This window comes from Bradyrhizobium sp. UFLA05-89, from assembly GCF_059803475.1.
Genome location: NZ_JBANBA010000108.1, coordinates 1 through 26121, shown reverse-complemented (window position 1 = coordinate 26121; position 26121 = coordinate 1). Strand labels below are relative to the sequence as shown.

The window sequence follows — 26121 nt, the reverse complement described above, 5'->3', positions numbered from 1 at the left end:
CCTGCTTCTCCAAGTGGGGCGCGCGGTTGGTGTAATTAAAATGCGCCGGAGGGCCTGTACTTCCGCTTGATTATCTGTGTCAAAACTCCCGAGTGTTGGGCCTGTGTTTGCTTTTCTTCAACGTTGGTTAGCAGGTGCGTGCGCCAATCAGCTCTTATTCGAATGCGACGCCATCCCGGTCGTTCTCATCGAACCAAGCTTGCGCAACCTAAGAATGGCGAGGCATTGCGAGGTGCTTATTGCCGCACGCGGTCAAGGGTGTGCGCATTCGTCGCATCGATGAGGAACGACTTCGAAGTATCAACCGAGGAGGGCCGAGAGGATGAGGGGCGGCGACTTCTTGCCGATGGGACCCGTCGAGCAACGGCAGGCCAGGCAGCGCAATACCGAGAGCGACGCCCAAAATCTTCGAACGGCGTCCATGAGCCCACGCAGCGACTGGCGAATAGAACCGACGTCGTCAGAAGGATACAGGACACCGAAGCGGCACGTCAGTTCATACAGAAGGAGCTCGATGCCATCGCGCCGGATCCAAGCCGCCGGCGCCGCGCTCACCGGCGCCGACCTTCAAGACGGGTGACGTCCGCTTTTCGGACGCGGAGACCTTGAAGCTGCGGGGAGTTCGTGCCGACCTCCATGCAATGTTGGACTGGACGCCTTCAAGGATGAGGCCGACGGCCGGGCCGAGAGGACGATAGCCGCCGTACCCGCTGATTGTCCGGCAGGTCCTTTAGAGACGCTACGGCGCGACGGCCCTTACGCGTACGTACGAGCCCGGGGCGTCTTCGATGACCGGGAGATAGCTTCCACCGGGTTCGCGCGCCGGAACCCGCTCGTCGTTCAGCCGAGTCACCCACTCATCCCAGACCGGCCACCACGACCCCTGATGGCTGGTGGCGGTCGAAAACCATTGATCGGCATCGGGTGGCAGGCTGTTGTTGGTCCAGTGACCGTACTTGCTTCCGGGTGCGCTGATCACGCCCGCCATGTGGCCGGACGCCGACAGCACGAACTTCACAGGGCCGGAATAGAGACGCGTCGCCGCATATGTCGACTTCCAAGGGGCGATGTGATCCTCGCGCGTCGACAGAATGAAGGACGGGACCTTGATCTTTGACAGATCGATCGGCGTTCCAGCCAAGGTGATGCCGCCTGGCTTCGCGAGAAGATTTTCGAGATACATCTTCCGCAGATAGAACGAGTGCATGGCGGCGGGCATGCGCGTCGAGTCCGAATTCCAGAAGAGCAGGTCGAACGGTAGCTGCTCCTTGCCGAGCAGATAGTTGTTGACGACGAAGGACCAAATCAAGTCGTTCGCCCGCAACATATTGAACGAGGCCGACATGTCGTGTGCTTCGAGATATCCGCGCTCGCGCATGCGCCGCTCGAGGGACGCGAGCTGCTCCTCGTCGATGAAGACGGCCATGTCGCCGACCTCCGAGAAGTCGACCAGCGTCACGAAGTAGGTGGCGCTCGCGATGCGGTCGTCGTCGTTCGCCGCCAGATAGGCCGTCGTCGAGGCAAGCAGAGTGCCTCCGAGACAGTAACCGATCGCATTCACTTGCCGCTCGCCGGTGGCGCTGCGGATCGCATCGAGGGCCGCGATCGGCCCGTCGAGCATGTAGTCCTCGAAGGTCTTCTCGGCGAGCTTTTCGTCGGGGTTCACCCAAGAGATGACGAAGACCGTATGGCCCTGGTCGACCGCCCATTTGATCAGTGAATTCTTCGGCTGGAGATCGAGAACGTAAAACTTGTTGATCCAGGGTGGAACGATAAGAAGCGGGCGCTTGCGGACGTCCTGCGTCGACGCGGCGTATTGGATCAATTGCATCAGATTATTCTGGAACACGATCTTTCCCGGCGTCGTCGCGATGTTTTCGCCGAGTCGAAAGGCGTTCATGTCGGTCATCGTGATCGACAGGCGGCCATCGCCGCGTCCCAGATCGGACAACAGGTTCTCCAATCCGCGCAGCAAGTTCTGTCCCCCGGTTTCGAGCGTGGCCTTGAGCACCTCTGGGTTCGTCGCGACGAAGTTCGAAGGAGAGATCGCGTCGACGAACTGGCGCGTGTAGAAATCGACCTTGCGTGCGGCCGCGTCGTCCATGCCCTTGACGTCCCTGACCGCCGAGAGGATCGACTTTGCAGCGACGAGATAGCTTTCCTTGACGTAGCTGAAGACCGCGTTTTCGGTCCAGTCGGGATGCTTGAACCGCTTGTCCTTCGGCTTCTCGGGTTCGGGAGGAGGCATCGTCCACATGCGCTCGGCCGCCTTCGTCCAAAGGGCGATGCTTTCGTTGAATAGGTCGATCTGAGCCTTCGCAACCGGGGTCGGGTCGGTCATCATCTTGGTCATGAGGTCGACGAAGTCGAACCCGAGCGTCGACGTATCGGCCATGCCGAGCTTGGTCGCGTTGGCCTGGTTGGAGACGAAGCGCTGCATGAGCGATTGGCTCTGTCGCGCGATGGACTGAAGCTGGCTCGCCAGAAGAAGGGGATCCCAAGAGGGCTGCACGGATCGGTCTGTCATGGCTCCTCCCTTCCGAAAAGACTAGCACTGCGGACATCGAAGACTCAACGCGGAGCGACCCGCAACGGTTCGACGGCGCAGTGCGCGATCAACCGCCATCGCCGATCTCCGCTTTTTGTGCGATGCGGTCCGAGGCCGAACGTACGATGCATCGCGACCGCGGTCGCTTCAATCCGCCTGGCGAGCCACGGACAACCTAGTTTGAATGCGCGGCGCCGAACCTCGAGCCGTTCCAGTACAGAGTTTTGGGCAGCGCGCGGAGCCGACCTTTTCGCAGGACGAACCGTGAAGGTCGAGCACCATCTCGGGCCTGCCGTTCACGCTCCGGAATTACAGTCCCCTGACGTATCGCCGAGCGCCTTCCAATACGTTCCGCCGGGCAGCGAGATATAGACCTCCTTAACGCACCCGGCCGATCCGCAATAAGGCGAACTCCCGGCGCATTCGTAGTTCAGGTAATCGAGAATGTAGCCCTGGCGGCCGTCGCCATTGACATCCCGAACGGTGACGAGCCCCGTCTTGAGAGGCAGCGCGCCGGTGCAGTCTTCTTCGCGTCCGCGATCGCGCTTTGCACCGGTTCAGGGTAGGGCGGGCCGGATTGCGCGTGCGCGGAGGCCGAGCAAAGCGGCAGCCGTCAGCATTATTCGGAAGAAGTTCTTCATAAAGAGAGCAGCTCCATCGTTGAAGAAGCCGTTTCCGAACGGGATCGTAGGGCTGAGCGAACTCATCGCGCGGCGATGCAGGAACGAAGACGCGCGCTACGCGCCGCCTTCGTCATCATCCTTCGATGAGCCGTCCTTGTCCTCCTTATGGTCCTTATCGTCTTTGTCGACCTTCATGCCTTTGCCGCCGCGCACCAGTTTGAAGATGCCGCCCACAACCGAGCAGATCAGAATGGGGATGGCCATGAGAATGGCAACGCCGCCGGGGGGCACCGGCGCAATGACGGTGACTGCGACGAAGCCGAGCAATGCGCCCACCGCGCTCGCGAGTCCGACCCCTTTGAAAAAATCCAGCATCGCTTACGACTTGCTCTTGTAAATGTTGAGCAATTTCGTTCCCCATTTGTCGGACCAAAGCCGGGCACGCAGCGTGAGCTTCTCCAGATTCCAAGTCGGGTCCCACAAGCTCGGATCGTTCTGAATATCGAGCGCCCATTGCGCGAAAATCTGCTTGGCCTGCTCATTGACGATGACGTCGGACAGGTCCGCGACGAGGACCAGCGCGTCCGGCCGGCCTTTTACGGAGCCCGGGGACCAGGCCAGCAGGAAGGGACCCTGGCCGTCCAGGGCGGCCCCGTTTTGCTTTGCATCCTTGATGGCCTCCTGCGCGAGCACCACGCCGTAGTGCGCTACGGCGTCGGCGCACACTTTCTGCCGCGCCTCCGCATTGATCTTGTCAGCCCATTGGGATTTTTCGAGCGGCCAGACCGTGACCATCTGCCTCTGCGGCGGAGCCTTCACGTCCTTGTAGTAAGGCAGGCTGGACACGTAAGCATCGCAAATCATGTCGTACCGGTCCTTGTCGGCTCCCGTGGGACCAGTCTTGAACGCCACAATGCCGTAAGCCTTGAACTGGCTGGGCGGATATTGTCCGGGACCGGCGGTCATGCGCGTCGGCAGAACGGCGTCGGAATTCACCGACGACTGCGACGTGCTCTGCAGGTCGCCCGGCAAGCCGGGGAGCTTGAATGCTGAACCGCCTATCGCTCCCAGGACCAAAACGAAACCGACTATCGCTTCGATGCCGAAAGGAAGAGCCTGCGTGACAGCGCTGGTTTCCTTCCCGGATCTCATCATCGCAAATGCAGCGGCGCCGGCCGCAACAACCAGAATTCCCATCGCCGCCAACCCGACCTCAGCGATCATTCTGTCCCTCGCCAGATGCTGGTGCGTTTGACTTGCGGTTCTCGGTGACGGCTTCCTACTGCTGTACTTGACGTTCGCGTGCCGGGCTTCGCCCGCCGGGCCATACTCGGCTTCGCCTCCCCGAGCCTTTGAAAAAGTCTCGGCCATCAGGTGACTGTCCCTCACGCAGGGGCTTGGGACGGCTTTCAGCCGGCTCTGTCTGGAAAAATTCTGGGCTTGATGCCCCCTGCCGTCAAGGACCAAGCGCAAACGTGAAAACCGGGTAGTCGCCCGGTAAGAGGCCGGGCTCCGGGCCGCACCACTTTTCCGCTTTCAGTCCCTGGCTGCATTCCCGCCGCTCTTGCCGCTCCGGCTGGCAGGGGTGCATGTGCAACCCTTTTTCACAATCAAGGAAGAAGGCCCATGAAGACAGACGTCTATGAGCGCGTGACAGCGCAGATCGTGGCAGCGCCGGGGCAGGGGATAAGCCCTGGAACGCGGAGCATGCAGCGGGACGCCTCACGCGGTCGTTGCGCGGCAACTTCGTTCCCTATCAGGGCATTAACGTGCTGATGCTGCGGGGCGCGGCGGCGGAGAAGGGCTACGCCGCGCCGATCTGGATGACGTTCAGACAAGCGCTTGAGCTTGGCGGTGCGGTGCGGAAGGGCGAGCGCGGCAGCCTCGTGGTTTACGCATGAGATCACCCGCAGCGAGACTGATGCCGAGACGGGCGAAGAGTGCGAGCGGGATATTCCGTTCCTCAAAAGCTACACCGTGTTCAACGCCGAGTAGATGATGGCCTGCCGCCGCATTTCTCGACGCCTGCCGCGCCGTGCCTCGATTCCATCCAGCGCATCGGGCCATGGCGAAAGGTTTTTGCAGACACCGGCGCACGCATCCGGCGCGGCGGCAATCAGGCTTACTACACGATGGCGTCCGATTTCCTGCAGATGCTGCAATTCGAGACGTCAAGCTGCGGTAGCAAGTGACAGCCTCTTTAAAAAAGGCGATGGCGCTCTCCTTTTTCTGATCGGGCCGGATCTGAGAGAAGACCAGGCGCGATGCATCGTCGATCGACACGTGGAGGGACTCGTGGCTGGCGCTGCGGCTTTCGCGTTTCTGGCGATCGTGTGTGATGCGATGGACGGGCCTGACGAATCTGCCGAGCTTTTTGATATCGATATGGATGAGCTCGCCGGGCTGCTCGCGCTCGTACTGGCGCACCGGCTCGGCAGGCTCTAGATCGCGTATCCGGCTTAACCCAAGCGGCGAAGGATACGGCTGACGGTGGCCGGTGACACCAGCGTCCGTGGCTGAATGCCGCGCGTGTCGGAAGTCATCCGTGGATGGCTTCCAACTCTTTGGAATGCCTGCTATAATTGCGCCATTGAAAATCCGCCGCCGTTCACGGACGTTCGCAGCAATCCGCAGCAATCCGTGTTCAATGATGACGGGGGCGGGCTTTACCTCGCGATCGAGACGGGCGCGCACGCGCGGCTGCCGGCTGGGGATAGCAGGTTGTGAAGCTACCTGCCTCAACCGATTTTGATAGATTGAGGGAAGTGATTTGCCGCAGCTCATGGATGTCCGATGGTCAAGCCCACAGAGGTGAAGCTCCGCGACTTTCTGAAGAACAGTAACCTGGCCGTACCTAAAAGTCCGCCGTGGATACACAGCACCGCTTCGAGCAATCTGATTCCGGTCCTGAACGAAGAGAAGCTGCTCGCGGTAAAGTGCAACGTCTTCCAAGGCGAAAAGCTCTGCTACCTTTTCGTTGGTCGCGCTGCCTTTAAGGGTAAGGATGCACTGAACCCGGAACCGTGGCAGCTGCCGGCCGTGTTCGTGATGCGCTTCAGCAATCCGCCACCGTTGAAGCGGATACATCCATTCGATACGGGCGCCTTCGAGCGGGGAAGGATGCCGGACTACCTGACGACGTTTAAATTGGAGGACTTCAACGTCGGCACCGATCAAGACCAGATCGGCCGGCTTATCTCTCTTTATTTTGAAACGCCCCGCCGGTACGTCGATCGGGATGCGAACGATCAGAAGAAGCTCAAGGAAGAGCATCTTCTCAACATGAGCCATTCCAGGGTGCTTGCAGTCTCGAAATTGTACAAGGAAGGGTCGACTAAAGATTGCGACGATCGCGCTGCGGTGATCGAACTTCAGGTGGAAGCTGATATCCCGCTGAAGAAAGAGAACTTGCTGGGCGTCGTCATCCCCGAAGAATTCCAGCGCACGCCTGGCGTAACTGAGTCCCTGAAGGCACTGACCAACGTAATCGAGACCTATCGGTTGCTGCCGCTGAATGTCAGCCAACACTACGGACTGATTTATGAGTGCGTAGAGCAGGTCTACAAGCGGGCAGGGATCAATCTTTGACACCCGACGCCCTTGCACTTTCCGCGGCTATCCGATTGTCGCCGGTCGATTCCATCGGCGTGCCCATCTTCCGGGCCGGGAACTCGATGTATCTTCCGGAAATGGATGCCGATTTCAACATCAGCAACTTCCTGCACTTCGACAACACTGACGGGTACGAGCTGACTGGTCTTATCCCGGACACCTACCGGCAGCAGCTCTTCCGCATTGGAGATCCGGCGCCCATCATTTTTTGGATAGACCAGTCACCGTACATCCTGGAAGGCGACGCGGAAAAAGCAAAACTGGAGGAGATATTCGGCACAAGGGCGCGAACACACCCCGTCCTCAAGGACCTTGGGGGTATGTTGCACGATGCCCGGACGGGGGTATTCAAACGCCAGCAGGAGGAGTGGCTGGCGCGGGAATTAGAGGTTGCCTATGGCGATGTGTTCCTGGAGCCGCCAAGCCGGACGAAATATTGGATACATCGCTACAGGGTAGCGCTCGAAAACGCGCGAAAGCTAACCCAGCCCCCACACCCCATTGATGTGCGTTTGAGACGAGCCTCAACGGAATGGTTGGAGAAATTTGCCACCAAGACCGAACTGCCCATGATCTCGGCGCTTCTGGGCGAGGCATCCCAAGGCGTTTATTCGGTGCGCCAGATTGCCGAGATCATGTTTGCTTACCTGAGCAATAAATTATCGGCAGCTCGTTCGGTCGAGATTAGTAGGATCGCCAACGACCAGACCATCAGGTCACTGTTCCCTCATGGCATGTACGACTTCTATATCCAGAACGGGTGGCCCAACGCGCCGTTCCAATACGGGAAGCTGAACTTCATCGAACTGATGAAGGAGCGGCTAGTGCAGGGAAAGGAAAGTTGGACGTGGGAGTCGGCCCTTCAACTTTCCAGGCTTTTGTTCGGTGATAAAGACGTCCCTCCAGAAGTCGAGGATGTCGCGATGATCTACATGCGGCCTATCCTTACAGACTACAAAACGATGCGGGACGAGGTTGAAAGCCAATATACATACCAGGGGGAATATATATCCAGCGAAGGCATACTGCAGCGCTCAAGCGATATTCTGGACTGCTTTGACCGCATTCAGGAGTTGGGCCGCGTGATAGTTGGTGCTGACCGGAATAAGGCCGCAATGATGGACGGACGCTTTCAGGTTAGTGAGAGCCAGGTCAGGTGGCACCGTCAGTATCTGGAGAGCTGATACTGCACCGTCATTAGGGCGTTTCCGGCGGCGGCCCCGCGCTCCGGCGCGGCCTGATGCGTCTTCTCTCGTCCTGCTCCTCGTCCGTGTAAAGCATGGTCGCCAGCGCCGCCTCGATATCCCGCTGGAAGCGGCCGAACTCAAACCTCTCCCGAAAGTATGCCTCATACTGTGTCTGGCCTTCGCGGGGTGGCTCAGGTGTGTATGTGAGATTAAGGATAGCGGCGAGGACCATGCGATAGAGCGGCGAAGCGTACATCACCATGGATTGTTTGCCGGGCGGCACAATCAGGCGTTCGGGCCTGAGCGGATTGCCGTGCAGGGTGTCATTGCGAAGCCGGGTTATTTCTCCGTAGATCCAGACAGGGAGTTTGCGCAACGCGCCCTGAGCATCGCCGAACACGGTATAGAGATCCTGATTGCAGTCCGTCAGGTTCCAGGTGATGCCTTCCAGCACTTCATATATGAGGCGGTAAGCTTCCCTTCGCGACGGTCTCAATATCTCGAATGCCGAGGCCCACAGCGCAATGGAGCGCAGGGTGTCATATAGCTTATTGTCCACCCCCGCCGGCATGAGAGAAGCGGCGTGGGACATATTCAGTGACCGGAATAGCCGCTCATCCTCCTCACTCGGTGAGTCAGTCGCAAAGCATCGTTCCCAACGACTGAGCAGTGCACCAAGCAGCGGGGTGTCTAGCTCGCGTGCGGAAATGGTCTGCGGCGATACCGCGGGTGTTGTCACAGCCCGCAGCTTGCTGACCTCATGAATGCCGAACATGATGGGCGTGCGGGTGATGAGATGGTCGTTCTGATTATCGATCATCCACGGATAAAAGGAAAAGTAGTCGCCGTAGAGCGGTCTCATGTTGCGCTGGTAGCGAAGGGTCAGCGCCCAAGCCATGGGGATGACGCACATTGCGATGGCGTCGCGGAAGCCGGATATGGCCGCAATTGTTCTATAGGTGTCCGGCTTGTCGTTGCGCCAGATGATGACAGCGGGTTCTACCGGCACGCCGAATTCAGTTGTGAACCGTCCGAGAAAGCTACGGAATTTCGGATTCTTCGCCATCTCCTGGATGCGATCGTCGGTGATGGGGGCGAGCGCAAACCCATCTACCTCGATTGCTTCGTCGAGCCTGATGTTCGGCAGTGCAAACATGGGCTGCCAGCTCTGGACTAGTCGATCTGACCTGGTCATGTCACGCGTCATCCGGCTGCGGAACATCAAACAGCATCAACGTCAGATCGTATTCGCGATCGGAGTCGCTGGCGTTACGGAAGACGTACCTAAAACGTGATTGTCCCTCTATTGTTGGTCCAGACTTGTATAGCGGATGTGCCTTCAAGGCCTCCTGCGCCTTTTGAATGACGGCACTGAAGCCTTTGTTTCGATTAAACACAACGAGCGCAGTTTTCGTGTCTCTCCAGGTCACGTAGCGTTGAAGCTGGTCTATTGCAGCGGTGAAAGCCGATGGTCCGTCCCAGATCTTGCATTCAGCGATGAAGACGTTAGCGCCACCTTGCTTGATGATAATGTCCGACTTGCCCTCTCCGTTGAACGTCTCGCCCGTTGCCGTGCCTTCATACTGGCCGTTGAGCTGCACGAGAAAATAGAAGCGCAATGTCTCTTCGTTGAGGCTAGCGAAGGCCTTCGGACTATATTCCATCACGCGTGACATGTTTTGCATGACCGACAAGACGTGCTGGTAGATTTCCTCCTCCAGGATGTATTGCTGCTCTGCGGGAAAATGAAGATCGAAAGGTTTGGGCCTGATCTTCTTCCGCACGGCCGGCACAGTGAGGTCTTCTGCGTCTTTGCGGCGCCTAGGTTTGAAACTCAATCCTGCGGAAAGTTGTTCGCGTGTGAAGGTGAGTGCTACGTGCTCCAAAGGCGCAAAAAGAGTCTTGTCATGACGTGCGCAGAAGCACTGTAGTGTCGAGAAGTTGCTTATACCAATATCTTCCGCCTGAAAGCCGGATCTCTTCATCTGCGCGATGGGTGAAAGGCGAGTAGGAACGGCGTGGACGTGGCCTTGCTCAGCAATTTGTAAGAGCTGCGAGCGAGGAATCATGTCCGCGTGAACGATTCTTCCATCGCAGCCGTCTCCACCAAAACGCTTGGACAGACACTCTTTGCTATCTAGGGTGCCTTGATAGCTTCTGAGGAAACTCCATTGTGTGGGTGTAATCGGTTTCATAGTCTGAACGCGCAAGTGATCGCAATTTGCGTAATATACCCGGCATGGCACTTGCTGCGAGGGAAATCACAGCCGCGGGAGGTGCAGCGCGAACCGTCCTCTCAAACGAAAGATGGACGTATCTGGTGCGGTTTCTGGTGCGGCGATTGCGCCGCAGGAAACGGGAACGAAGTAAGCCATTGTCGGGACCAATCAAATGCGAGTCGCCTAACTCATTGATCTGTCGTGGGCCGCCAAAAATTCGCGAGTCGAAGAACCAAGAAATCTAGAGTCGATTTTCGCCAAAAGGCAAAATTTGTGAGCCGATTGGGCAAATGCACACGATGTTGAGTTCTGGGCGTCGCGTTGCGCGCTAAATGTCGTAGGTCGACGCCTTGTCTATTGTGCGTTTGGAGGCTAGCCGTCCTTGTTGTGTTCACCCATCCGAACGCCCTGCTCGTTCGCCGGCTTCGGCAGTCTTTTCGCGGCGAAATTGGCCTCCGGGACCAGTGTAACTACGCTGGGTACGGCCATCCCGCGTGCTGTCGTAGGGATTAAGCCCTCTGGACGACGCATGACGACCGGTGCCACCGAAAACGAGCCGTTGTTCAGAACGTAGCTTGAGGCGATCTCTATCGGCAATCGAATCTAAAGAATACGCGTGGCGGGCCTCTATTGCACAAAACACGCCGTCAACGGACTCGCCGCGCAACTTCTTTCGGCGGAATGCCTTCTTTCGAGACATACATTCGAACGAACTCTGAAGCGACCCTAGTATCCGATGACCTCCAGCCAGTGAATCCCACCGCTGTTGTCGCCCGCAACCACGGTTCGCCTGCTCGGCAGCCAGATGATTGTTGTAAAAGGAGCATCGCCGTCGAGTCGTCCAATCTCTTGTCGCTGCTCGAGATTCCAAAGCCGTATGGTCGAGTCGACTGCGCAACTCACTCCTAGTCCCCCCTCAATCTCCTGGATTCCGGTTACTGCATAAGAATGACCCAACATTCTGCCGAGCAGCGCTCCGTCCAACTGGCTGAGAATTGCAATTTGGCCATCGGCAGTGCCAACGGCGATCTTGCTTCCGCAAATGGCACCGATAGACGTGATTGCGTGGGAAACTGGGGTGGCGCGCCATACTACGTCCAAGGTCCGCCGATCCCGCAGCGTGACCATTCCGCTATGTAGGCCGACAAACAGATGGCCTTCCGGATTCAAAGCTAAGGCAGTCACCTCAACTTCTTCTGCCACGTGGCACTGAATCGTCCCGGATGAAAGCGAGATAGCGGCAACGCCATGTCCTCCCCGAAGAAATCCTCGCAGAGGAACGAAAACCGTATTGTCGCTCGACACTGCCCGAAAAGCAGCATCAGTTTGAACGGGGACGTCGACCTCGCGGAGCTTTTCGCCGTCGGCCAATGACGCAAAGTGAAGCTTCAGGCCTTGAAAATCGTCGTAAGCCAGCGCCAACTCCTCTGCGTTAGCTTGGCCAACCCAATTTATGGCCGCGGCGGCATATATCTCTTTGACCTCATATTTCGGAGTGCAGGTGTCCGCATCCCAGACGATAGCGGATGACTCAGGATACGCACATCCAGATATGACCGAACTGTCCTCACAAGCGCAAAGTGCGCGAACTTCATCAGTGTGTCTAAGTGCTTGTCTGCGATCGGGTCTGACCTGGCTAGCATAACTCCAAAGCCGCATGGTGCCGTCTGCAGATACGGAAACAGCGCGCTTGTCCGGCAAGGACACTACCGCGGTGACGGCGCAATGATGCCCAGTAAGGACGCACGTCGATTCCCAATCCGACTTCTTGAATTCGATGATCTCGATGCCATTGTTTCCGTTGGCCGCGAGAATGGTCCCGTTTGAGATGGCAAGAGCATTGGTGCCGAAAATGGGCCCTCCCATCTCAAATTTGAGCTTCCTACTACTGGCTTCCCACAAGCGCAGGCCCGTTGATCCCGTAAACCAGCTCATCCACCCGCCGGGTATGCCGCTAACCAACAAGTTTTGGGTTAGAAACGCCAAGCATGATATATGGTCTGGTCCTCTAAATGTTTTGTCGGACTTTGTCGCTGGAAACGATCGAACAGTGAAGGACGGTATGCTCAGCAGATAAACTTGACCCGCTGAACTACCAAAGGCGAGAAGATCGGAGCCATTGCTTGCCGCGCAAGTGATCGTCGCGGATTTGGGCAACTTGACGCTTGTCACTTTGCCAGTATCCGTGTCGATTACACCTACTTCTCCTGCCTCACTCGTATAGGCAAGACTCTGCCCGCTTAAATGATGGATTAGCCGAAAATCAAACACAAACGTCGAGACGATCGTCGGACCGTTCTCGTTTGAGAAGTCAATAAACCCGAGTTCGCCTGTTGCTGCTACAAAATATAGGCGGCCAATCCCATCGCTGCAGATGTGCTTAACGGGATCACACAGACGCGAGTCGACCTGCGTTAAGGACTCATCCTTGATCATCCATACCTGAATCACGCCATCGCTTGTCTGTGTCGCAAGGGTGTGATCGTCAATAGAGACAAGCGATACGAATGGCACTGCCCAATTCAGGCGAAAAACTTCACCACTTGCTGGCGTGAGGAGCGAAGGCGTCCTAGGCACAAAGTTTGGTACCGTAACGCAATGCCGAGCTTTCGCGACAAACGAAGAGTCCGAACAGAGGCGTCCGATAAGTTGTGGCAATAGCTGTCGTGGGTCGCGGGAAAGAATGTCGGATGTCAAGGTAAGTACCCTACCGACCGAGTGCGCAGTCCCACTTCTTGCGTATTCGCGAAAGTCGCCTAGCAATGAGCCTGGATTGCGTAGCACATCAAGCTTCTTCTGTAGCCATATCGGATCCAGCAGTAACGCTTCAACTGCGTCCCCAATTCCGGCAAAGTGGAGATGAAACAAGTACCAAGTATAGATGTAGCTTCGCTCGACGTCATCTTCGATATCTAGTTGAATTGGGTCGCCGTAGGCAGCTAGTATATTGTTGTGCAGCGTGATGGTATTGTCCTCACCGTTTCGGTCGGCAAGGTATTTTCGCATCACATCGTGCAATTGCACTGTATGGTTAGCGCGATCGACTGACTGCAACAAACCGACCTCAAAAAAGCGATCTAAAAGCTCATCTGCTGCTAACTCATCGATTGCGGCGGTTCGATTCCACAGGCGAGAAACCGTGCCTACGGGAATGCTCACGTCCTCGGGAAACACAGCCAGTTCGTGATAGCGCAGAACGTGGAAATCTGCGGGATACCCCACCTTATCGAACTCAGAAAGAGCATCGAGACTGGCACCGATTGTTGCATCTATAGCAGCCGCACGGTCCTGCTCAAGGTGACGATTGAAGGCACCTAGGCCGCGACGATCAAGTCTAGCGTCCACATGCGCAATGGTCTCGGCCAGCGGTTCGTTTTGGGCAAGTCTCGCCCGCATAAACCGGTTTACCAAGTTCAGTAGGATCGGCCATTCGCCGAGACGCTTGGTTGCCAATCGCACCATTGCCTTTCGATCCGCGGGACTGAGATCGATGATTCCCTGAGTGAGTAATTGAGCTGCTTCGGGCCGACTCATGCCGTCAATGACAATCTTGATTGTACGCGTCGGGAGGACGTCGTCACGCCGAGTCGTAACAAGTCTGATTGTCGAGGGAGCTCCGTCCAGAAACAGGCTCAGATGCTGGGTCTGCCAGACATCGTCGATCACCAAAAGGCAGCGGCGGTGTTCGAGAAGGGCCCTTAAGCGAACCGCGGCTGCCGAGGAATCGCCGTAGGCCGTCCGTTGGTGCGTTAGTTCGTAGATTAATTCCGAGATGATCGCAGCGAGGTCAGGCTTTTGCCCCAGAGTGACCCACAGGATTCCATCGTAGAAATGGTCCTGGATCTCTTCGTTACGAGCGATAGCCGAAGCAAGAACGGTCTTTCCGAACCCGCCCGCGCCCCGCAGCGCGACCGTAGTTGGGCTTTCACCTGCGGGTTCTTGCAAAAGGTTTGAGCGCAACTCCGCTAATTCGAGGGCTCGCTGCACGAATCCTTCGACCAGTCCAGGGCCCATAAGCGGGCGGTAGGTCGCCTGACCTGGGGTCCTAAGCAGGTCGATGAAAGCACGCCAGCTCTCGGGAAGCGAAAGGTCGACTAAGCTCCTCGCCTTTATCCAATTCGGCAATTGATCAAGTTCTGCTGGGACAAAATCTGGTCGCGCGGACCAGAAGACATTCGTGACCGTTTTACCTTCACGGCGCGCCAAGCGCCATTCGGCACGCACAATCGGACGAGTGAGTGCCGCTCGCGAAGCAAGCAAGACAAGATGCTCGACCGACGATTCGCCACGGATCGCTTCTTCGATCTCCGTCCACCAGTTACCGCCGGTGAGGTTGCTCGCGTCCTGCCAGACAACGTTGCAGCCAATCGCGGCCTCGATGCTCGCGCGCAAATCTCGGGCAACTGCAATATCTGATCGTGCGTACGATAAGAATATTCGCGGTCGCGAAGTTTCAGTCATCTAAGATCCATCGTCTGAGGCGGTTGGCGACTGTAGCAGACTTCAGAGGACAACAGTTTATAATACTGCGGCGCCTCAAAAACTCTGGCAACCGCGAGATGGCCTTCTATCCGCTTGGCATCGCGCAATCACCGGGAAAATGTGATCAAGCGAAGCCGATGGAATTTCGCTCAAGGACTTAGGAATACGGAAATGCTGGCTCGCTTAAAGGTGCTGGAACAGCATAGTCAGAGTATGCTGATTGCAAGCTCTCGAGCATGTCCATGCGCGGCAAACTAGGCGGGCGACACGTCGATGGATGTCGAATTTTAAAAGCGGGGCCCGCGTCCGCGGGGGCGACGGGCCGACAAAAGGCGCGGGCAGAGTTGCGTCAACGCGCTCTTATTCGCGCGTGGTTCTAAGGTCGGAAATCGCTTCTGTGAAACGGTTTGGAACGCCCTCAGGAAACTCCACGCTGTAATGGGCGTCAAGTGCGTCGCAGAGCATGGTCGAGAGCGTAAAGGTGCGGCCGTCCCCGAATACGCCGACAGCATACAACCTGAAGTCCCCATCTATGTCCCAGGCTTCATCTTCATTCACAAAAACCCGCCTTCTGTTGTGGCATGACTATCACGACCGTGCAGAGGGCCTCCTGAAGGGACGTTCCTTCTTCAAGGCTGTCAGGATGGTCGGTGAAGAATACGATCTGCCGCGTACCGAAGGATATCCAAGGACGCCAAAACTGATTTCGTAACAGTTCTCCTTATCTCGCTTGGGCTTATTTTTGGTGAACTTGGCCACGAAGCGAGGTTCAAGTTTCTTCCGTTTGGGTAGACGTTCGGCTTGCTTGCCCCGCTCATTCTGAATTTGTTGCCCTTGCTCCACGGTCGCAAGTCGCGTTACTGGAGCGCTAGCAGGCGGCCGGGGAGGTGTGCGCGCTCGTTGCTCCTCCTTCGGTCCGGGTTCTACCTGTTCAACCACCTTATGCCGAGCTTCTGGCTGCGGTTTGGTCTTACTGTCGTCCCGAAGGGGCTTGTTCTGCCTCTCGGTCTCTCCCGCAGGCGGCATGCCCGGCTGGGCCAGCTTGCGAGGCGATCCGATAAGCGCCGCGATATCGGTGATCAATCCCTCGAACGCTTCTGCCAATTCCGATCCTTCCCAATTCGCGAGGTTGCCCGCTTGTATGCTCCGAAAGCCGATAGGGGATTGGATATTCTCAATTAGAACAGGAACGAGGATACCTCGGCGCTTAGCATCGTCTGCTTCATCCTGCACCCAACTAGACCCGATGGAAGCTTTGGACCAGAGGACGACAACGCAGCGCGCCTCATCAAGCTCTTTTCCAATCGTCTTGCGCCAGGTGCTCCCTGCTGGGATCTTCCGGTCCCAAAAGGTCGTCCATCCTTGGCTCCCAAGCCTTTGCGCCAGCATCTTTGCCTTGGGCAGGTCGGACTTTTCATAGCTAATGAAAATATCGCCCATAATCGTCCAGCGATTGTTTTGCTATCTACATGACCTTCGAAAATTGACGTGTGGGGCCCTACGCCCCCTAAGTATAATGAACCCTTTGGAGGCTGATTTCCATGGCCTACTTGACCTTCACCGGCATCGGCGGGAAGTCGGGGAAATACCTCGGTCCGCAATAGCCCGATGGGGCGGTTAGCTGAGATCGCTGAAGGTGGTTGTCACCTTCGCGTTGAACAGAGGCCCGCGATCTTCCCGCGCCAGTCAAGAAGTCTCGGCGAAGCCGCTGATCGTCGAGTGCTGCGATCGGCATGTTACCGAATTCCGGCTCCGCGTTTGTCAGCATGCGCTCGTATTCAGCCTGCGTGCTGCTGACGAGCTTTGCGGGCGCGCGTTCTTGGCGGGCTTCGCTGCAGCCAAGGCCGCGTCGATTCACATGGGAGTAGCGTCCGGTACGAGAGTATGCATAATGTCGCACGCTGGAGTTGATTTGATCTCTTTAGGGGCCTCGTATGGCGAGAAGCGTCTTTTTCAGTTTCCACTATCAGCGCGACATCGTACGCGTAAATCAGGTTAGAAATTTGCCTGAAATCATCGACAAAGCCGCTGCCGGTTTTAGGGACAGTTCGCTTTGGGAGGAAGCCAAAAGGAAGAGTGCCGAAGCTGTCAGAGCTCTCATCAACAACGGCTTACACGGGACCAGCGTCACTGTCGTTTGTATTGGCGCGCAAACGACGGGAAGGAAGTTCATCAACTACGAGATCGAGAAATCTATTGAGAGAGGGAACGGGATTCTAGGTCTCCAGATTCACCACCTCAAGAACTTCGCTGGTGAGACTGATTTCCTAGGGGCGACCCCCGCGCTGCTGACTCGGCATGGGTATCCCGTGTATAAGTACGTCGATCACACTCAACTGAAGCAACGGATCGAAGAAGCGGCAAAGGCAGCCGGGAAATAGTGACGGATGGCCGCTCCGAAAACCAAGCGCAGCAATCGAGCATTTTTCTCAACGAGTATCCTGCGGCCTTGGCCGAAGAGACGGCCGCGATTTTTATCGGCGCTGGCGACTCCATGGCCGCTGAATATCCTTCTTGGAATGGGCTCCTCCAAGACATTGGACACGAACTGAACGTCGACGGTGGCGACGTCTCGGACATTGCTGTGCTCGCCCAATGGCATATTCGTCAAAGTGCGGGCGCAACGCGGATACGGCAAATCATCCGAAACGAGATAGCTGTCGAGAAACCCATACCAAGTACACTGGAGGTGATTGCGCGACTGCCGGTTAGGCGGACATTGATGGTAGAACGCCACTGACCGCCAGGCTCGAGTGTTTCGTGATCGAGGAGAACCTCATATTTTGCCCGGAGGGCGTTAGCCAGTTGCAAAAGAAAGGCCCGTTCAGCCGAGCCGTTCTTTGTACTGTGACTGAAGAATAGCCTTGGCTTTCGCATCACGAACTCCGCCACATGCGGTGCCGTGCCGTCAATAAAGCCACATTGCAATGCGAGCAACGAACCAGAAAACGCATGACGATAGCCGCCCCTCAAAGCTTCATTTGCGCGTCTAAGATCGTACTAATCAACTCGGATACAAGTCAAGGTAGCGCCGGCGAACCCTTAATCTCACTCTGCGCGAGGAGCTGGTCTAAGCAAGGGCGTCGGATCGGAACGGTAAGCAGCACAATCACATCGAAAGCCGGAGGTCGGCAAAGGGTCGGTCGAGACTGTGAGAAACGTGAGGCGTTCACAGATCCAGGAGCTTTCTGCCAAATCAGCGATGGGCACACAATGGCGTTTCGCTCCTGATGCCCTTGCTCGCTAATGGGTCATTTAGACCTACCTCAGCATCTGGAAAACAAAAATTATCGCACGCGAGACTGCGATCTCTATTTCTCTGGAATGTTATTTGTAAGCCACCAGACAATATTCGCATCGATATCGGCGCCTGAAATGATCGCGCCATTGCTCAGCCGGACGGAGTAACCAGGATCGGTAATAAACGGGCCGCCTCTCGGCATTTGACCGAGCTGACACCAACCCGTCTTACTCTTTAAGGCTTGATAGAAGGCGCATTGAGCGGGATTTCGATCAACGACCGGAATAGGCGCACCTTTACAATCCTCGTTGGGAACAACACCTGTGACAAATTGCTGGTAGGTCACGTTCCAAAATCGGCCATGGCCCGAGTCATCGACGTTTCTTTTATTGTTGGGATTATTTGCAATTCCTTCGAGGTACATTTGTATGTCGGAATACGTGATACGTCTTGCTGGCGTCATTAGGTCTCTCCTTTGGCTCGTTCTCCGGCATCGTGTAAGAGCGCTCACTTAAGGTTCTTGAGGTAGGTCACCAAGTCCGCAATGGTGGTAGCGTCCAACACGCGTCCCTGCGGCATATGCCGAACGTCTGTTGGTACGAGCTGGATGCGCCGTATCATCGCTGCGCGTTCATCAAGAACGCCCTGTTTATCGAACACGTTGTAGAGCACCGAGCTGTGGCATCGGAAGCAGTAGTGATCGAGCGTTTCGAGAAGGTGCTTTTCGTCAGCGGTGTTTTTCCAAACAGCGCTACCATTCCCCAGGTCTAACGCACGTTCGATTGGATCAACTGGCCCATCCTTGGCTTGGTGGACGAAGAGCCATTTTTCCACGGCCTTGATGCGAAATAGGTCGGATTCGTCACTTCGAGCGCTGGCGATATTTTGCTGACGAATCAGCTCGTTCAGCTTTCGAATAACAGCAACCGCGCTCTTGTATTGCGCGGAAGTATGATCGCTGCCCCCATCGTACAGAACATCGAACTGGGTGTTTGGCGATGACGGGAAATCGCCAAAGCGCGCCATGTCATACCACTGATCGGAATCTAGATAGTTTACTTTGATATACGGAAATGTGCCGAGCTTGGTGGGTGATCCGCCCTCTTGATCGTGCCCGTGGCATTGTGCGCACGCTATCGGTACGTAATAATTTTGGTGGGTGTTCTTCGGATCGGGAGCGGTGTCAAATGCCGCGAACAGCGCGTCGCTCGCTGTGTAACCGACCTTCCGGGGATTGTAGTCAAGAAATAGAGCTGCGTCCTCCGCATCCTTCTTGAACGATGCTCTTGGGATTATGACTTGAGTGTTGAATGATTCAACCTTGAAAGTTGTGTCTGGAAAGGGATCTGCCTTCGGATCGTCCTGCACATAGTTGAACAGGATGTAGGCTGCGCCAAGTCCTGCTTTTTCTGCCTTCGAGCCAGGTTGAGGAGCCATGCGAACAAGCTTCCGCCATCCCGCCTTGTAGGGGTAGGAAGGGTTGGTGCCCGGAAAATTGAAATCGACGATCTTAGGGGCAAAGAACCTCGTGGCCAGAATCTGATCGCCCGGGAAGGCCTTTATCAAATCGATCGGCTTGGTAGACTCAAGCTTGTCGGCGGTCAGCGATGAATACCCGAAGTGTTGAACAAGGGCCGTGAGATTTGGCAAATCTGTTTTGGCGTTTTTTACCCCGAGCAATGGTCCGATGCGCTGATAATATTTCAGCGCGTCCGAATCCGTCCCTGGCGTAACAAGAATTCCGATTTTGGACGAGGATACGACCTGGTCGGCAACCGCCTTCGATGAAGGTTCGGCAATCAAAAGCAGGAGTATCAATGTGAACCATCGGCCGATGCTCATGAAAGCTCCTTGCTGTGCGGGCTCTACCTATAAGGACTACGGTGAAGGTGGACTCTGGTCTGCGCACGGCAAAGGCGCGCCCCGCATCCGCCGGAGCATCAACTGCCAGCCGATCCCGCATACCCTCTCGTTTTTCATGCGCCGCCCAACCACAGGGCGATTGCAATCAAATTTGCGGCTCTATCAAAAGGATGCGAATTCTGTGATACAACCTCAGAGAGACGTCGTTGTAAACACCTCTAGAGATATTTTTTTGTCATGACGAGCATCCTGGAAGACGCATGCGACGTCATCCAGCATGATCCCAACTCAGTTGCGCGAGTATAGTGCAAGTGCATCTACTTGCGCCTCAAGGTACGTTCGAGATCACCCTACGACCGTTTCGACTAGAGACAATTCAGTTTCGAGAAAATGCTTTCAGAGAGTTCCGATGGACACGACTCCAGCTGTTGATGCGAAATCGACTTCGGCTGCCTACGATGCGTTCGTCAGTTACGCAACCGATCCGGATCGCAATCTTGTGCGAGACGTTGAAAGGTTCGTTGAAGGTTTGCACCGAGACAGTCTTCTTCCAGAGGAATTCCAAACGCCGCTCGCTCTATGTGTAGATGGCCACGATTTTCCAGTTCCTGCAGTCGAAACCGGAAGCCAAGACACTCTCGAAGAACTTATTCGCAAGGTGGTACTCGCGCGCCAGGAAACGTCGCGATGCTTGTTGGTCTTTTCAGGCGCTGAGACGATTGAACATCCCTGGATAAACGATGAGATCGACTGGTGGCGTCAGCGAAATGGTTCTGGCCCTATATATTTTGTCCTTACTCACGGCCAACTTAAGGTCGATTCGAGGGGGAATGTCATTGTGGATGGAGTACTTCCCCGTGTTCTGGCTAACAACCAGAGCGGAATGAATCCGCTTTGGTTTGATTTGAGGGGGTACTATCGCAAGCTGGCTTGGCATCGGCCAATCCAGTCCGCGTTTGAGCGAAAGGCGCGACGTGAATCCGATGCTTGGATCAAGGTTCGTGATTACGACGAAGAACGGTTTCGCTTGGCTGCTCATATCTTATCCCTGAAATATGCAAAGACAATTAGTCCGGAAGATCTGATTCCGAACTCGATGGCAGCATTTAGGTTGAAGCGACGGATTCGACGCGCATTGATCGGCGGTGGTGTTGCTGCTGCGGCGATTATGGCTGCGGTTGCAGATCGTACGTTAGACGCGCAACAGATCGATGCTACGACTAAAGCGGCGCAAGCGGCGATGAGCGACCAACGATATGAAGAGGCGATCAAAATTGCACTGAGCGGCCTACCGGCTGATGGAGACCCGTTCTGGCGGCATGGTTGGTCCGATCAGATAGTCAGAAATCTGCTTTCCACATTGGCGGGCGCGGCGCAGCTCTCGGCGTATGGAGGTCAGCTCAAAACGGATGACGGTAAGCCAATACAGACTGTCGCATTCAGCCCAAGTGATACAGAGATTCTTGCTGCGTCTCAAGCGGGCACCGTCACGGTCTGGGATAGTCGCACAGGCAACAAGAAAGTCACTTGTCGTCAATTTGATGCCTTTCAGGGTTATCAGCGGAACCAGTACAACGGCACCACCGACTGGGTCAGAGATTCTCGATTCGGTGCATCGGAAGATAGAGTCCTCAGCGTGGGCAGCTACGGCGCGTGGATCTGGGACCCAAACTGCTCAAGTTGCGCTTCTGGAAACGACAGGGACCGCTGTTCTCGAACGGTTCGGATGACTGGTCACACCAAGGACACTCGCAGTGGCGCGTTCAGTCCAGACTGGAAGACTGTTGTGACGACGTCAGATGACGGTACCGCGAGGATATGGGACGCGCGTGAAGGAACGGAGCAACGCCGACTCCAGCTGCCGATTTCACGTCTCCCGGAAGACTACAGCTACACAACAGATGCTGAATATAGCAGCGACGGAGGATCAGTCGTGGTCAGCCGCCGTGATGGTCTTATAGCTATTGTGGACTCAAAGTCAGGAGAAACACAAAAAGTTCTCCAGCCGTCGGGGTTTCCTGCTGTCTGGAGCGCTCAATTTGACAGGAAAGGGAAGCGCGTACTTTCGACCTCAGCAAATGGGGAGATCGCGATTTGGGATCTCTCCTCCGATAGGCGTATCTCATTTCCGCTCCAGGCTTATGGTGTAGGTAAAGCGTCGTTCAGTCCTGATGAACGACTGATAGTTACGACATCGCTGGACGGAACGGCACGAGTGTGGGACACGAGCAGTGTTACGCAGATCTTCGCGCTAAAAGGGCATACCGGTCCCGTGTTAAGCGCCCAATTTAGTCACGATGGAAAGCGGATCATCACCTCTTCTGACGATCAGACGGTGCGCATTTGGAATATGGGCACGGACAAGGTGCCAGATCGTGTCCCGGCTTCCTCATTTTCAATTGAATCTAGCGCTTTGAGCTCAGATGGTCGCGTACTTGCGGTCGGGACTTTTGACGGCCGGGTGATCCTCTATGAACTCAAGGACAAGGGCGGTCTTCATCAGATCGATGAAACCAATCCGAATATCGGTCCCATTACGAGTGTCTCGTTGGAGAAAAATTCGAAAACGATCGCGTTTTCTTCGGAACACGGCACAGTGATGGTTTGGTCTCGCGATCTAGGCACCAGTCAGGTGTTGAGGACCCTTCCCCCAGGCCGGTCGTTTGTTGCCACTGCGACAAAGGGCGACTTGGTCGCAACTGCGTCGCTAGTGGATGAAGGGCCGGCGCACAACGGTATAACAAACCTGAAGACTGGAAACTGGTCGCCGTTTGCGGGAATGCACGCGATCACCAGTCTGGAATTTGATTTGGACGGGACTCGAGTCGCCGCAAAATCCGACTACCGATCGGACGGCAAATGGTCAGTCTATATCTGGGATGCAGTGGCAAGTAAGGTCGCTGTCGAACTGAAGCACGAGTCGCCGGTATTGAGCGCTCACTTTAGTGAAAATGGACGACAGCTCGCGACTTCGTCCTTAGACTACAAGGCACGTGTATGGGATCTATCAACCGGTCGCGTCGCTCATACATTCAGTGGGCACACCTACGACGTCAATTCAGCGCGTTTGAGTCCCGATGGGGCGAGACTGGTAACGGCGTCGAGCGACCGCACGGTTCGTGTGTGGGATGTTGAGACAGAATCAACGGTACTGCAATTTGCTCCAGGAAGAGAGGCGAATGACGCTTTCTTCACAAAAGATGGAAACCATATTCTCGTGACGACCGCGGGGGGGGAGGTCGTAACTTACGATGTGTCGTGGTCGCCCCACATCGATAAGAGTTTGAGAGGCCGGGTCTGTAGCGAAAAGCTTCCACCGAGTGGCAAAGACCAGTGCTTTCGAGCCGGTCCGTTTGCGGTTAGCTTTTGGAGCCGGAGGTTCAGCTACATATTGCCCCTGATTTGAGCGCGACCGTTAGACTAGCTGACTCCATCATCGTTCAGGCGAAAGTTAGCACAGAGGTTCGTCATGGCACATCGAGCAGCCTTACAAGGAATTCGCATAAACCTTTCTGGTGCCGTACCAGAGGACAGTACACCCACCCAAGGCGCTGCAGTCGAAACTTTCGTTTCCAATTTCGCTGCGGCCGTGTTCCGTGAAGGAGGAACATTAGTTCACGGAAGCCATCCAATCTTTGAAAAAGCTCTGGAAGTTGCTGCCAGACCATATGTGAACGGAGGCGGACCGAGGGATTCTCTTACGCTTGTTCGGGCGGAGAAATATGCGAGAACGCCCGAGCAATTGGCCGAAATAGAGCGCGTTCGGGAGTATGCGGCTGTCCAAATTATCCCCGAGATCCGCAACGGGACCAAGACAGAGAGCTTGGTTTCGATGAGAGAATGGATGGCAGAGAGGTGCGATGTGGTTGTGGCTGTAGGAGGCAACCATTACCAAATCGCGAAAGCGCTCGCAGGAGTGCCTCAAGAGTTGGAGGAGATGCTCCTTCGCGGGAAAGCCGGCTTCGTTGTGGCCGGCTTCGGTGGTGCCGTAGCTGGATATGTGGATGATCATCGGGACACAATCTTTGGCAGATTAAAAAATGGCCTTCCGGCTTCAGAGAATCAGGTGATCGCGGAAAGCACAGACGTCTCTGACTTGGTCAGGCGGATTATCTCACAGGTCAAACTGCTTCCACTGGTTCGCGAAAGCGTTCCGCGAGGTAGGCTCTTTCGCATTCTGGCCCTTGATGGCGGAGGCCTTAGAGGGGCGTTTACGGCGGCTGTTCTGGCCAAATGGGATGATATGCTCAAAAGAGGCGGCAACAACGAGCTTGTGAAGCACTTCGACTTGGTGGCGGGGACATCCACCGGCGCTATTCTTGCGATAGGGCTAGGGTTGGGACTTACTCCCCTTCAGATGCTCAATTTTTATAAAAAGGAAGGACCGAAGATCTTCCCCGAGAACCGAAAGCTTCGGCACTGGTTGAAGTCAAAGCATGAATCGCAAACGCTGCGTTCGACGCTCGAGGTTGTTCTGGGAGACCGCAAGCTCTCTGAGCATTCTTGTTGCAGACTTGTAATTCCGACCGTGAGGGCCATCCACGGGGAAGCAGAATCTATAGTAACTGCGCATTCCCCCGACCGAACGGGATTTTCGGATATCTCCGCCGTTGACGCTGCGTTGGCATCGTCTGCGGCGCCTACTTATTTCGACGAAGCCATAGTTGATGGGACGGTCGCTATTGCGAGATATCTTGATGGAGGTATCTGGGCCAACAATCCAATCCTACCTGCCATCGCCGAAGCCGTTCGATATCTTAAAATTCCTCTTGACCGAATTGACGTTCTTAGCGTCGGTACCATGGGAAACGAAACGGACTTCACTGAGTCTCTCGGAAAAGGGAAGCTGGGTTGGGCTCCGACGAGCGCTGACTTGTTCTTTGCAGCACAAGAGCATGCCGCTGCAACTCTTGCAGACAGCTTTCTCGGTCCCGCCCGCCACCTACGGGTTAACCAGGAAACGCCGACAGAAATCAAGCTGGACAGTGCCGAGGCGATCGAAGACATGGCCTTGCGTGGTTCAAACGTCGGGCAGGACTCGTTCGTGGCGGTGCGATCAAGGTTCTTGGATGGTCTCCACGCATCAGACTGGCGATTGGAAGCATCTTAAAGGAAGTCGGATTTGCCTTCTTGGTAAGCGTCGTTTTCGGGCCACGGCTATGAGGGCTTGAGCAAAATGGTTCGCGGCATAATGGCGGCCAATCGCTTTAGGCGGTTTTAATAAGCCGCGATCAAGCCTCAATCAGGGGGCGATTTCATGCCTTACTACGCGCGAGGCGCCGGCGAGCCCCGGAAGGGGGTAGTTTTTACCCAGATCAGCAATTTTTCTGCCGTCACGGTGACGCGCCCGCTCGACACCCTATCAGCTGGCCACGGTCAGGGATCGATCATCGTCAGACCGGCGGCATTGAACGCACTCGTATCGCACGATGCCAGGGCGAACCCGTGCGCGGCGGCGATCGCGGCGATATAGGCATCGGGAGTGGGGAAGCCTTTTCCGGCCGCGCGCGCCTTGACGGCGAGATCGGCATAGCGCCGCGCCACGGCGGTACCGAAGGGCAGAATTCGGGCCGCGAACAGATCCAGCACGCCGTCGAGCGTAGCCGCCAGCCTGTCCTTGCGATTGCCGCGCGGCAGCGCGCCGATGCCGAACAACAGTTCGGCGATGGTGACGCTGGAGAGAAACAGCGTCTTGGCCGCCTGGGCGTCGAGCCAGTCACGGACCGATGGATGCGGTTCGGGCTTCATCGCCTCGGAGCCCACATTGGTATCGAGGAGGATCATTCGAAGCGCATCGGCTCAGCGGCACGCGCGTCCCGGCCATGTTCAAGTGCCTCGACAACGGCGTTGGTGAGGCCGATCTTCCGGCTCATCTCCGACAGGGCGGTGCCGAGCCGCAGGCGGCCCTCGGGACGCACGGCGGCCTCCAGAATGGCGCGCATTTCCGCTTCCGCGCTGCGATTGTGCTGCGCCGCGCGGACCTTCAGGGCGCGACGTGCCTCCTCGGAGGGGTGCGGATGGTGACAGCGGCCATGATGGCGCCCTCAGGAGACTGACTGCGATGCTATCAAAGTAGAATGTCTGATAAGCATTTTTTTCAAGAGCGATTGCTGCGGCGCTCTCGCGCCGCCGAACCTCCAGACGGGGATGCCGAAGTTCTTAAGCGTCGTTCTCAGGCCACGGCCTTGAAGGCTTGAGCGCGGTAGGCCCAGGGCAGTAGCTGGTTGATGTCGCGGTTTGGCGATCCTGGTCGTATCCGTCCGGTGAAGCTTTCAATTACCCATAACTTTGACCACTCGGGCTGATCCGCTGATCGGCAAAGTCTTGAATCGAAAGAATCACTTGT

At 56.1% G+C, this 26121-nt stretch carries 18 protein-coding genes and 2 pseudogenes; 7 read left to right on the top strand and 13 right to left on the bottom strand.

Going from position 1 to position 26121, the window contains the following annotated elements:
* Positions 1 to 739 precede the first annotated feature (739 nt).
* The 3 genes from SO139_RS36755 to SO139_RS36745 form a co-directional block, all read right to left on the bottom strand.
* Positions 740 to 2527 (bottom strand): PHA/PHB synthase family protein, encoded by a 1788-nt coding sequence (locus SO139_RS36755; protein WP_449383927.1) that lies wholly within the window; start codon positions 2525 to 2527, stop codon positions 740 to 742.
* Positions 2528 to 3285: 758 nt separating this feature from the next.
* Positions 3286 to 3546 carry a hypothetical protein gene (locus SO139_RS36750; protein ID WP_498541555.1) on the bottom strand — a complete coding sequence of 87 codons (261 nt, stop codon included), beginning with the start codon at positions 3544 to 3546 and terminating at the stop codon, positions 3286 to 3288.
* Positions 3547 to 3549: 3 nt separating this feature from the next.
* The gene (locus tag SO139_RS36745) at positions 3550 to 4395 is read right to left on the bottom strand and encodes a hypothetical protein (RefSeq protein WP_498541554.1); all 846 of its coding nucleotides are present in this window, start codon (positions 4393 to 4395) and stop codon (positions 3550 to 3552) included.
* Between the two features lie 509 nt (positions 4396 to 4904).
* Here SO139_RS36745 and SO139_RS36740 point away from each other — a divergent pair.
* Positions 4905 to 5072 carry an ArdC-like ssDNA-binding domain-containing protein gene (locus tag SO139_RS36740; protein WP_498541553.1) on the top strand — a complete coding sequence of 56 codons (168 nt, stop codon included), beginning with the start codon at positions 4905 to 4907 and terminating at the stop codon, positions 5070 to 5072.
* A gap of 69 nt (positions 5073 to 5141) precedes the next feature.
* Here SO139_RS36740 and SO139_RS36735 read toward each other — a convergent pair whose 3' ends face one another.
* The gene (locus SO139_RS36735; protein WP_498541563.1) at positions 5142 to 5333 is read right to left on the bottom strand and encodes a hypothetical protein; all 192 of its coding nucleotides are present in this window, start codon (positions 5331 to 5333) and stop codon (positions 5142 to 5144) included.
* A pseudogene (locus tag SO139_RS36730) lies at positions 5332 to 5675 on the bottom strand (IS481 family transposase); the annotation flags it as partial. The pseudogene SO139_RS36730 and the gene SO139_RS36735, both read right to left, overlap by 2 nt.
* A 289-nt stretch (positions 5676 to 5964) precedes the next feature.
* Here SO139_RS36730 and SO139_RS36725 point away from each other — a divergent pair.
* Both SO139_RS36725 and SO139_RS36720 read left to right on the top strand, forming a co-directional pair.
* On the top strand, positions 5965 to 6759 hold the full coding sequence (locus tag SO139_RS36725; RefSeq protein ID WP_498541552.1) for a hypothetical protein: 795 nt from the start codon (positions 5965 to 5967) through the stop codon (positions 6757 to 6759).
* Positions 6756 to 7967 (top strand): hypothetical protein, encoded by a 1212-nt coding sequence (locus SO139_RS36720; RefSeq protein WP_498541551.1) that lies wholly within the window; start codon positions 6756 to 6758, stop codon positions 7965 to 7967. The genes SO139_RS36725 and SO139_RS36720 overlap by 4 nt, the downstream gene beginning before the upstream one ends.
* 13 nt (positions 7968 to 7980) lie before the next feature.
* Here the strand turns inward: SO139_RS36720 and SO139_RS36715 are convergent, their stop codons facing one another.
* From SO139_RS36715 to SO139_RS36700, 4 genes are all read right to left on the bottom strand, one after another.
* Positions 7981 to 9126, bottom strand: a complete 1146-nt coding sequence (locus SO139_RS36715) for a hypothetical protein (protein WP_498541550.1) — start codon at positions 9124 to 9126, stop codon at positions 7981 to 7983.
* 40 nt (positions 9127 to 9166) lie between these two features.
* Positions 9167 to 10165 carry a hypothetical protein gene (locus SO139_RS36710; RefSeq protein WP_498541549.1) on the bottom strand — a complete coding sequence of 333 codons (999 nt, stop codon included), beginning with the start codon at positions 10163 to 10165 and terminating at the stop codon, positions 9167 to 9169.
* Between the two features lie 750 nt (positions 10166 to 10915).
* Positions 10916 to 14650, bottom strand: coding sequence for an NB-ARC domain-containing protein (locus tag SO139_RS36705; RefSeq protein WP_498541548.1), 3735 nt, complete (start codon positions 14648 to 14650; stop codon positions 10916 to 10918).
* Positions 14651 to 15259: 609 nt separating this feature from the next.
* Positions 15260 to 16111 (bottom strand): toll/interleukin-1 receptor domain-containing protein, encoded by an 852-nt coding sequence (locus SO139_RS36700; RefSeq protein ID WP_498541547.1) that lies wholly within the window; start codon positions 16109 to 16111, stop codon positions 15260 to 15262.
* Between the two features lie 494 nt (positions 16112 to 16605).
* On the opposite strand from SO139_RS36700, the gene SO139_RS36695 reads away from it, so the two are divergent.
* Both SO139_RS36695 and SO139_RS36690 read left to right on the top strand, forming a co-directional pair.
* The gene (locus tag SO139_RS36695) at positions 16606 to 17052 is read left to right on the top strand and encodes a TIR domain-containing protein (protein WP_498541546.1); all 447 of its coding nucleotides are present in this window, start codon (positions 16606 to 16608) and stop codon (positions 17050 to 17052) included.
* On the top strand, positions 17052 to 17411 hold the full coding sequence (locus SO139_RS36690) for a hypothetical protein (protein ID WP_498541545.1): 360 nt from the start codon (positions 17052 to 17054) through the stop codon (positions 17409 to 17411). Before SO139_RS36695 ends, SO139_RS36690 begins: the two co-directional genes overlap by 1 nt.
* 571 nt (positions 17412 to 17982) lie before the next feature.
* Here the strand turns inward: SO139_RS36690 and SO139_RS36685 are convergent.
* Together SO139_RS36685 and SO139_RS36680 are read right to left on the bottom strand one after the other, a co-directional pair.
* Positions 17983 to 18375 carry a hypothetical protein gene (locus SO139_RS36685; protein ID WP_498541544.1) on the bottom strand — a complete coding sequence of 131 codons (393 nt, stop codon included), beginning with the start codon at positions 18373 to 18375 and terminating at the stop codon, positions 17983 to 17985.
* Positions 18376 to 18419: 44 nt separating this feature from the next.
* Positions 18420 to 19754 carry a hypothetical protein gene (locus SO139_RS36680; RefSeq protein WP_498541543.1) on the bottom strand — a complete coding sequence of 445 codons (1335 nt, stop codon included), beginning with the start codon at positions 19752 to 19754 and terminating at the stop codon, positions 18420 to 18422.
* Between the two features lie 430 nt (positions 19755 to 20184).
* On the opposite strand from SO139_RS36680, the gene SO139_RS36675 reads away from it, so the two are divergent.
* Together SO139_RS36675 and SO139_RS36670 are read left to right on the top strand one after the other, a co-directional pair.
* Entirely contained in the window at positions 20185 to 23181 is a 2997-nt protein-coding gene (locus tag SO139_RS36675) for a WD40 repeat domain-containing protein (protein WP_498541542.1), read from the top strand.
* A gap of 63 nt (positions 23182 to 23244) precedes the next feature.
* A complete protein-coding gene (locus SO139_RS36670) occupies positions 23245 to 24885 on the top strand; it encodes a CBASS cGAMP-activated phospholipase (RefSeq protein WP_498541541.1) in 1641 nt (546 codons plus the stop codon).
* A gap of 266 nt (positions 24886 to 25151) precedes the next feature.
* Here SO139_RS36670 and SO139_RS36665 read toward each other — a convergent pair whose 3' ends face one another.
* Both SO139_RS36665 and SO139_RS36660 read right to left on the bottom strand, forming a co-directional pair.
* Positions 25152 to 25559 (bottom strand): PIN domain-containing protein, encoded by a 408-nt coding sequence (locus tag SO139_RS36665; RefSeq protein ID WP_498541540.1) that lies wholly within the window; start codon positions 25557 to 25559, stop codon positions 25152 to 25154.
* Positions 25556 to 25809, bottom strand: a pseudogene (locus tag SO139_RS36660) (FitA-like ribbon-helix-helix domain-containing protein). Before SO139_RS36660 ends, SO139_RS36665 begins: the two are co-directional and overlap by 4 nt.
* Between the last annotated feature and the right edge of the window lie 312 nt (positions 25810 to 26121).

What these genes read in the sequence shown, in the direction of transcription:
- SO139_RS36745 (WP_498541554.1), bottom strand. Translation starts at nt 4,395, where the DNA reads ATGATCGCTGAGGTCGGGTTGGCGGCGATGGGAATTCTGGTTGTTGCG.
- SO139_RS36755 (WP_449383927.1), bottom strand. Translation starts at nt 2,527, where the DNA reads ATGACAGACCGATCCGTGCAGCCCTCTTGGGATCCCCTTCTTCTGGCG.
- SO139_RS36715 (WP_498541550.1), bottom strand. Translation starts at nt 9,126, where the DNA reads ATGTTTGCACTGCCGAACATCAGGCTCGACGAAGCAATCGAGGTAGAT.
- SO139_RS36685 (WP_498541544.1), bottom strand. Translation starts at nt 18,375, where the DNA reads ATGACGCCAGCAAGACGTATCACGTATTCCGACATACAAATGTACCTC.
- SO139_RS36695 (WP_498541546.1), top strand. Translation starts at nt 16,606, where the DNA reads ATGGCGAGAAGCGTCTTTTTCAGTTTCCACTATCAGCGCGACATCGTA.
- SO139_RS36680 (WP_498541543.1), bottom strand. Translation starts at nt 19,754, where the DNA reads ATGAGCATCGGCCGATGGTTCACATTGATACTCCTGCTTTTGATTGCC.
- SO139_RS36750 (WP_498541555.1), bottom strand. Translation starts at nt 3,546, where the DNA reads ATGCTGGATTTTTTCAAAGGGGTCGGACTCGCGAGCGCGGTGGGCGCA.
- SO139_RS36710 (WP_498541549.1), bottom strand. Translation starts at nt 10,165, where the DNA reads ATGAAACCGATTACACCCACACAATGGAGTTTCCTCAGAAGCTATCAA.
- SO139_RS36725 (WP_498541552.1), top strand. Translation starts at nt 5,965, where the DNA reads ATGGTCAAGCCCACAGAGGTGAAGCTCCGCGACTTTCTGAAGAACAGT.
- SO139_RS36675 (WP_498541542.1), top strand. Translation starts at nt 20,185, where the DNA reads ATGGACACGACTCCAGCTGTTGATGCGAAATCGACTTCGGCTGCCTAC.
- SO139_RS36700 (WP_498541547.1), bottom strand. Translation starts at nt 16,111, where the DNA reads ATGGGCGATATTTTCATTAGCTATGAAAAGTCCGACCTGCCCAAGGCA.
- SO139_RS36670 (WP_498541541.1), top strand. Translation starts at nt 23,245, where the DNA reads ATGGCACATCGAGCAGCCTTACAAGGAATTCGCATAAACCTTTCTGGT.
- SO139_RS36705 (WP_498541548.1), bottom strand. Translation starts at nt 14,650, where the DNA reads ATGACTGAAACTTCGCGACCGCGAATATTCTTATCGTACGCACGATCA.
- SO139_RS36665 (WP_498541540.1), bottom strand. Translation starts at nt 25,559, where the DNA reads ATGATCCTCCTCGATACCAATGTGGGCTCCGAGGCGATGAAGCCCGAA.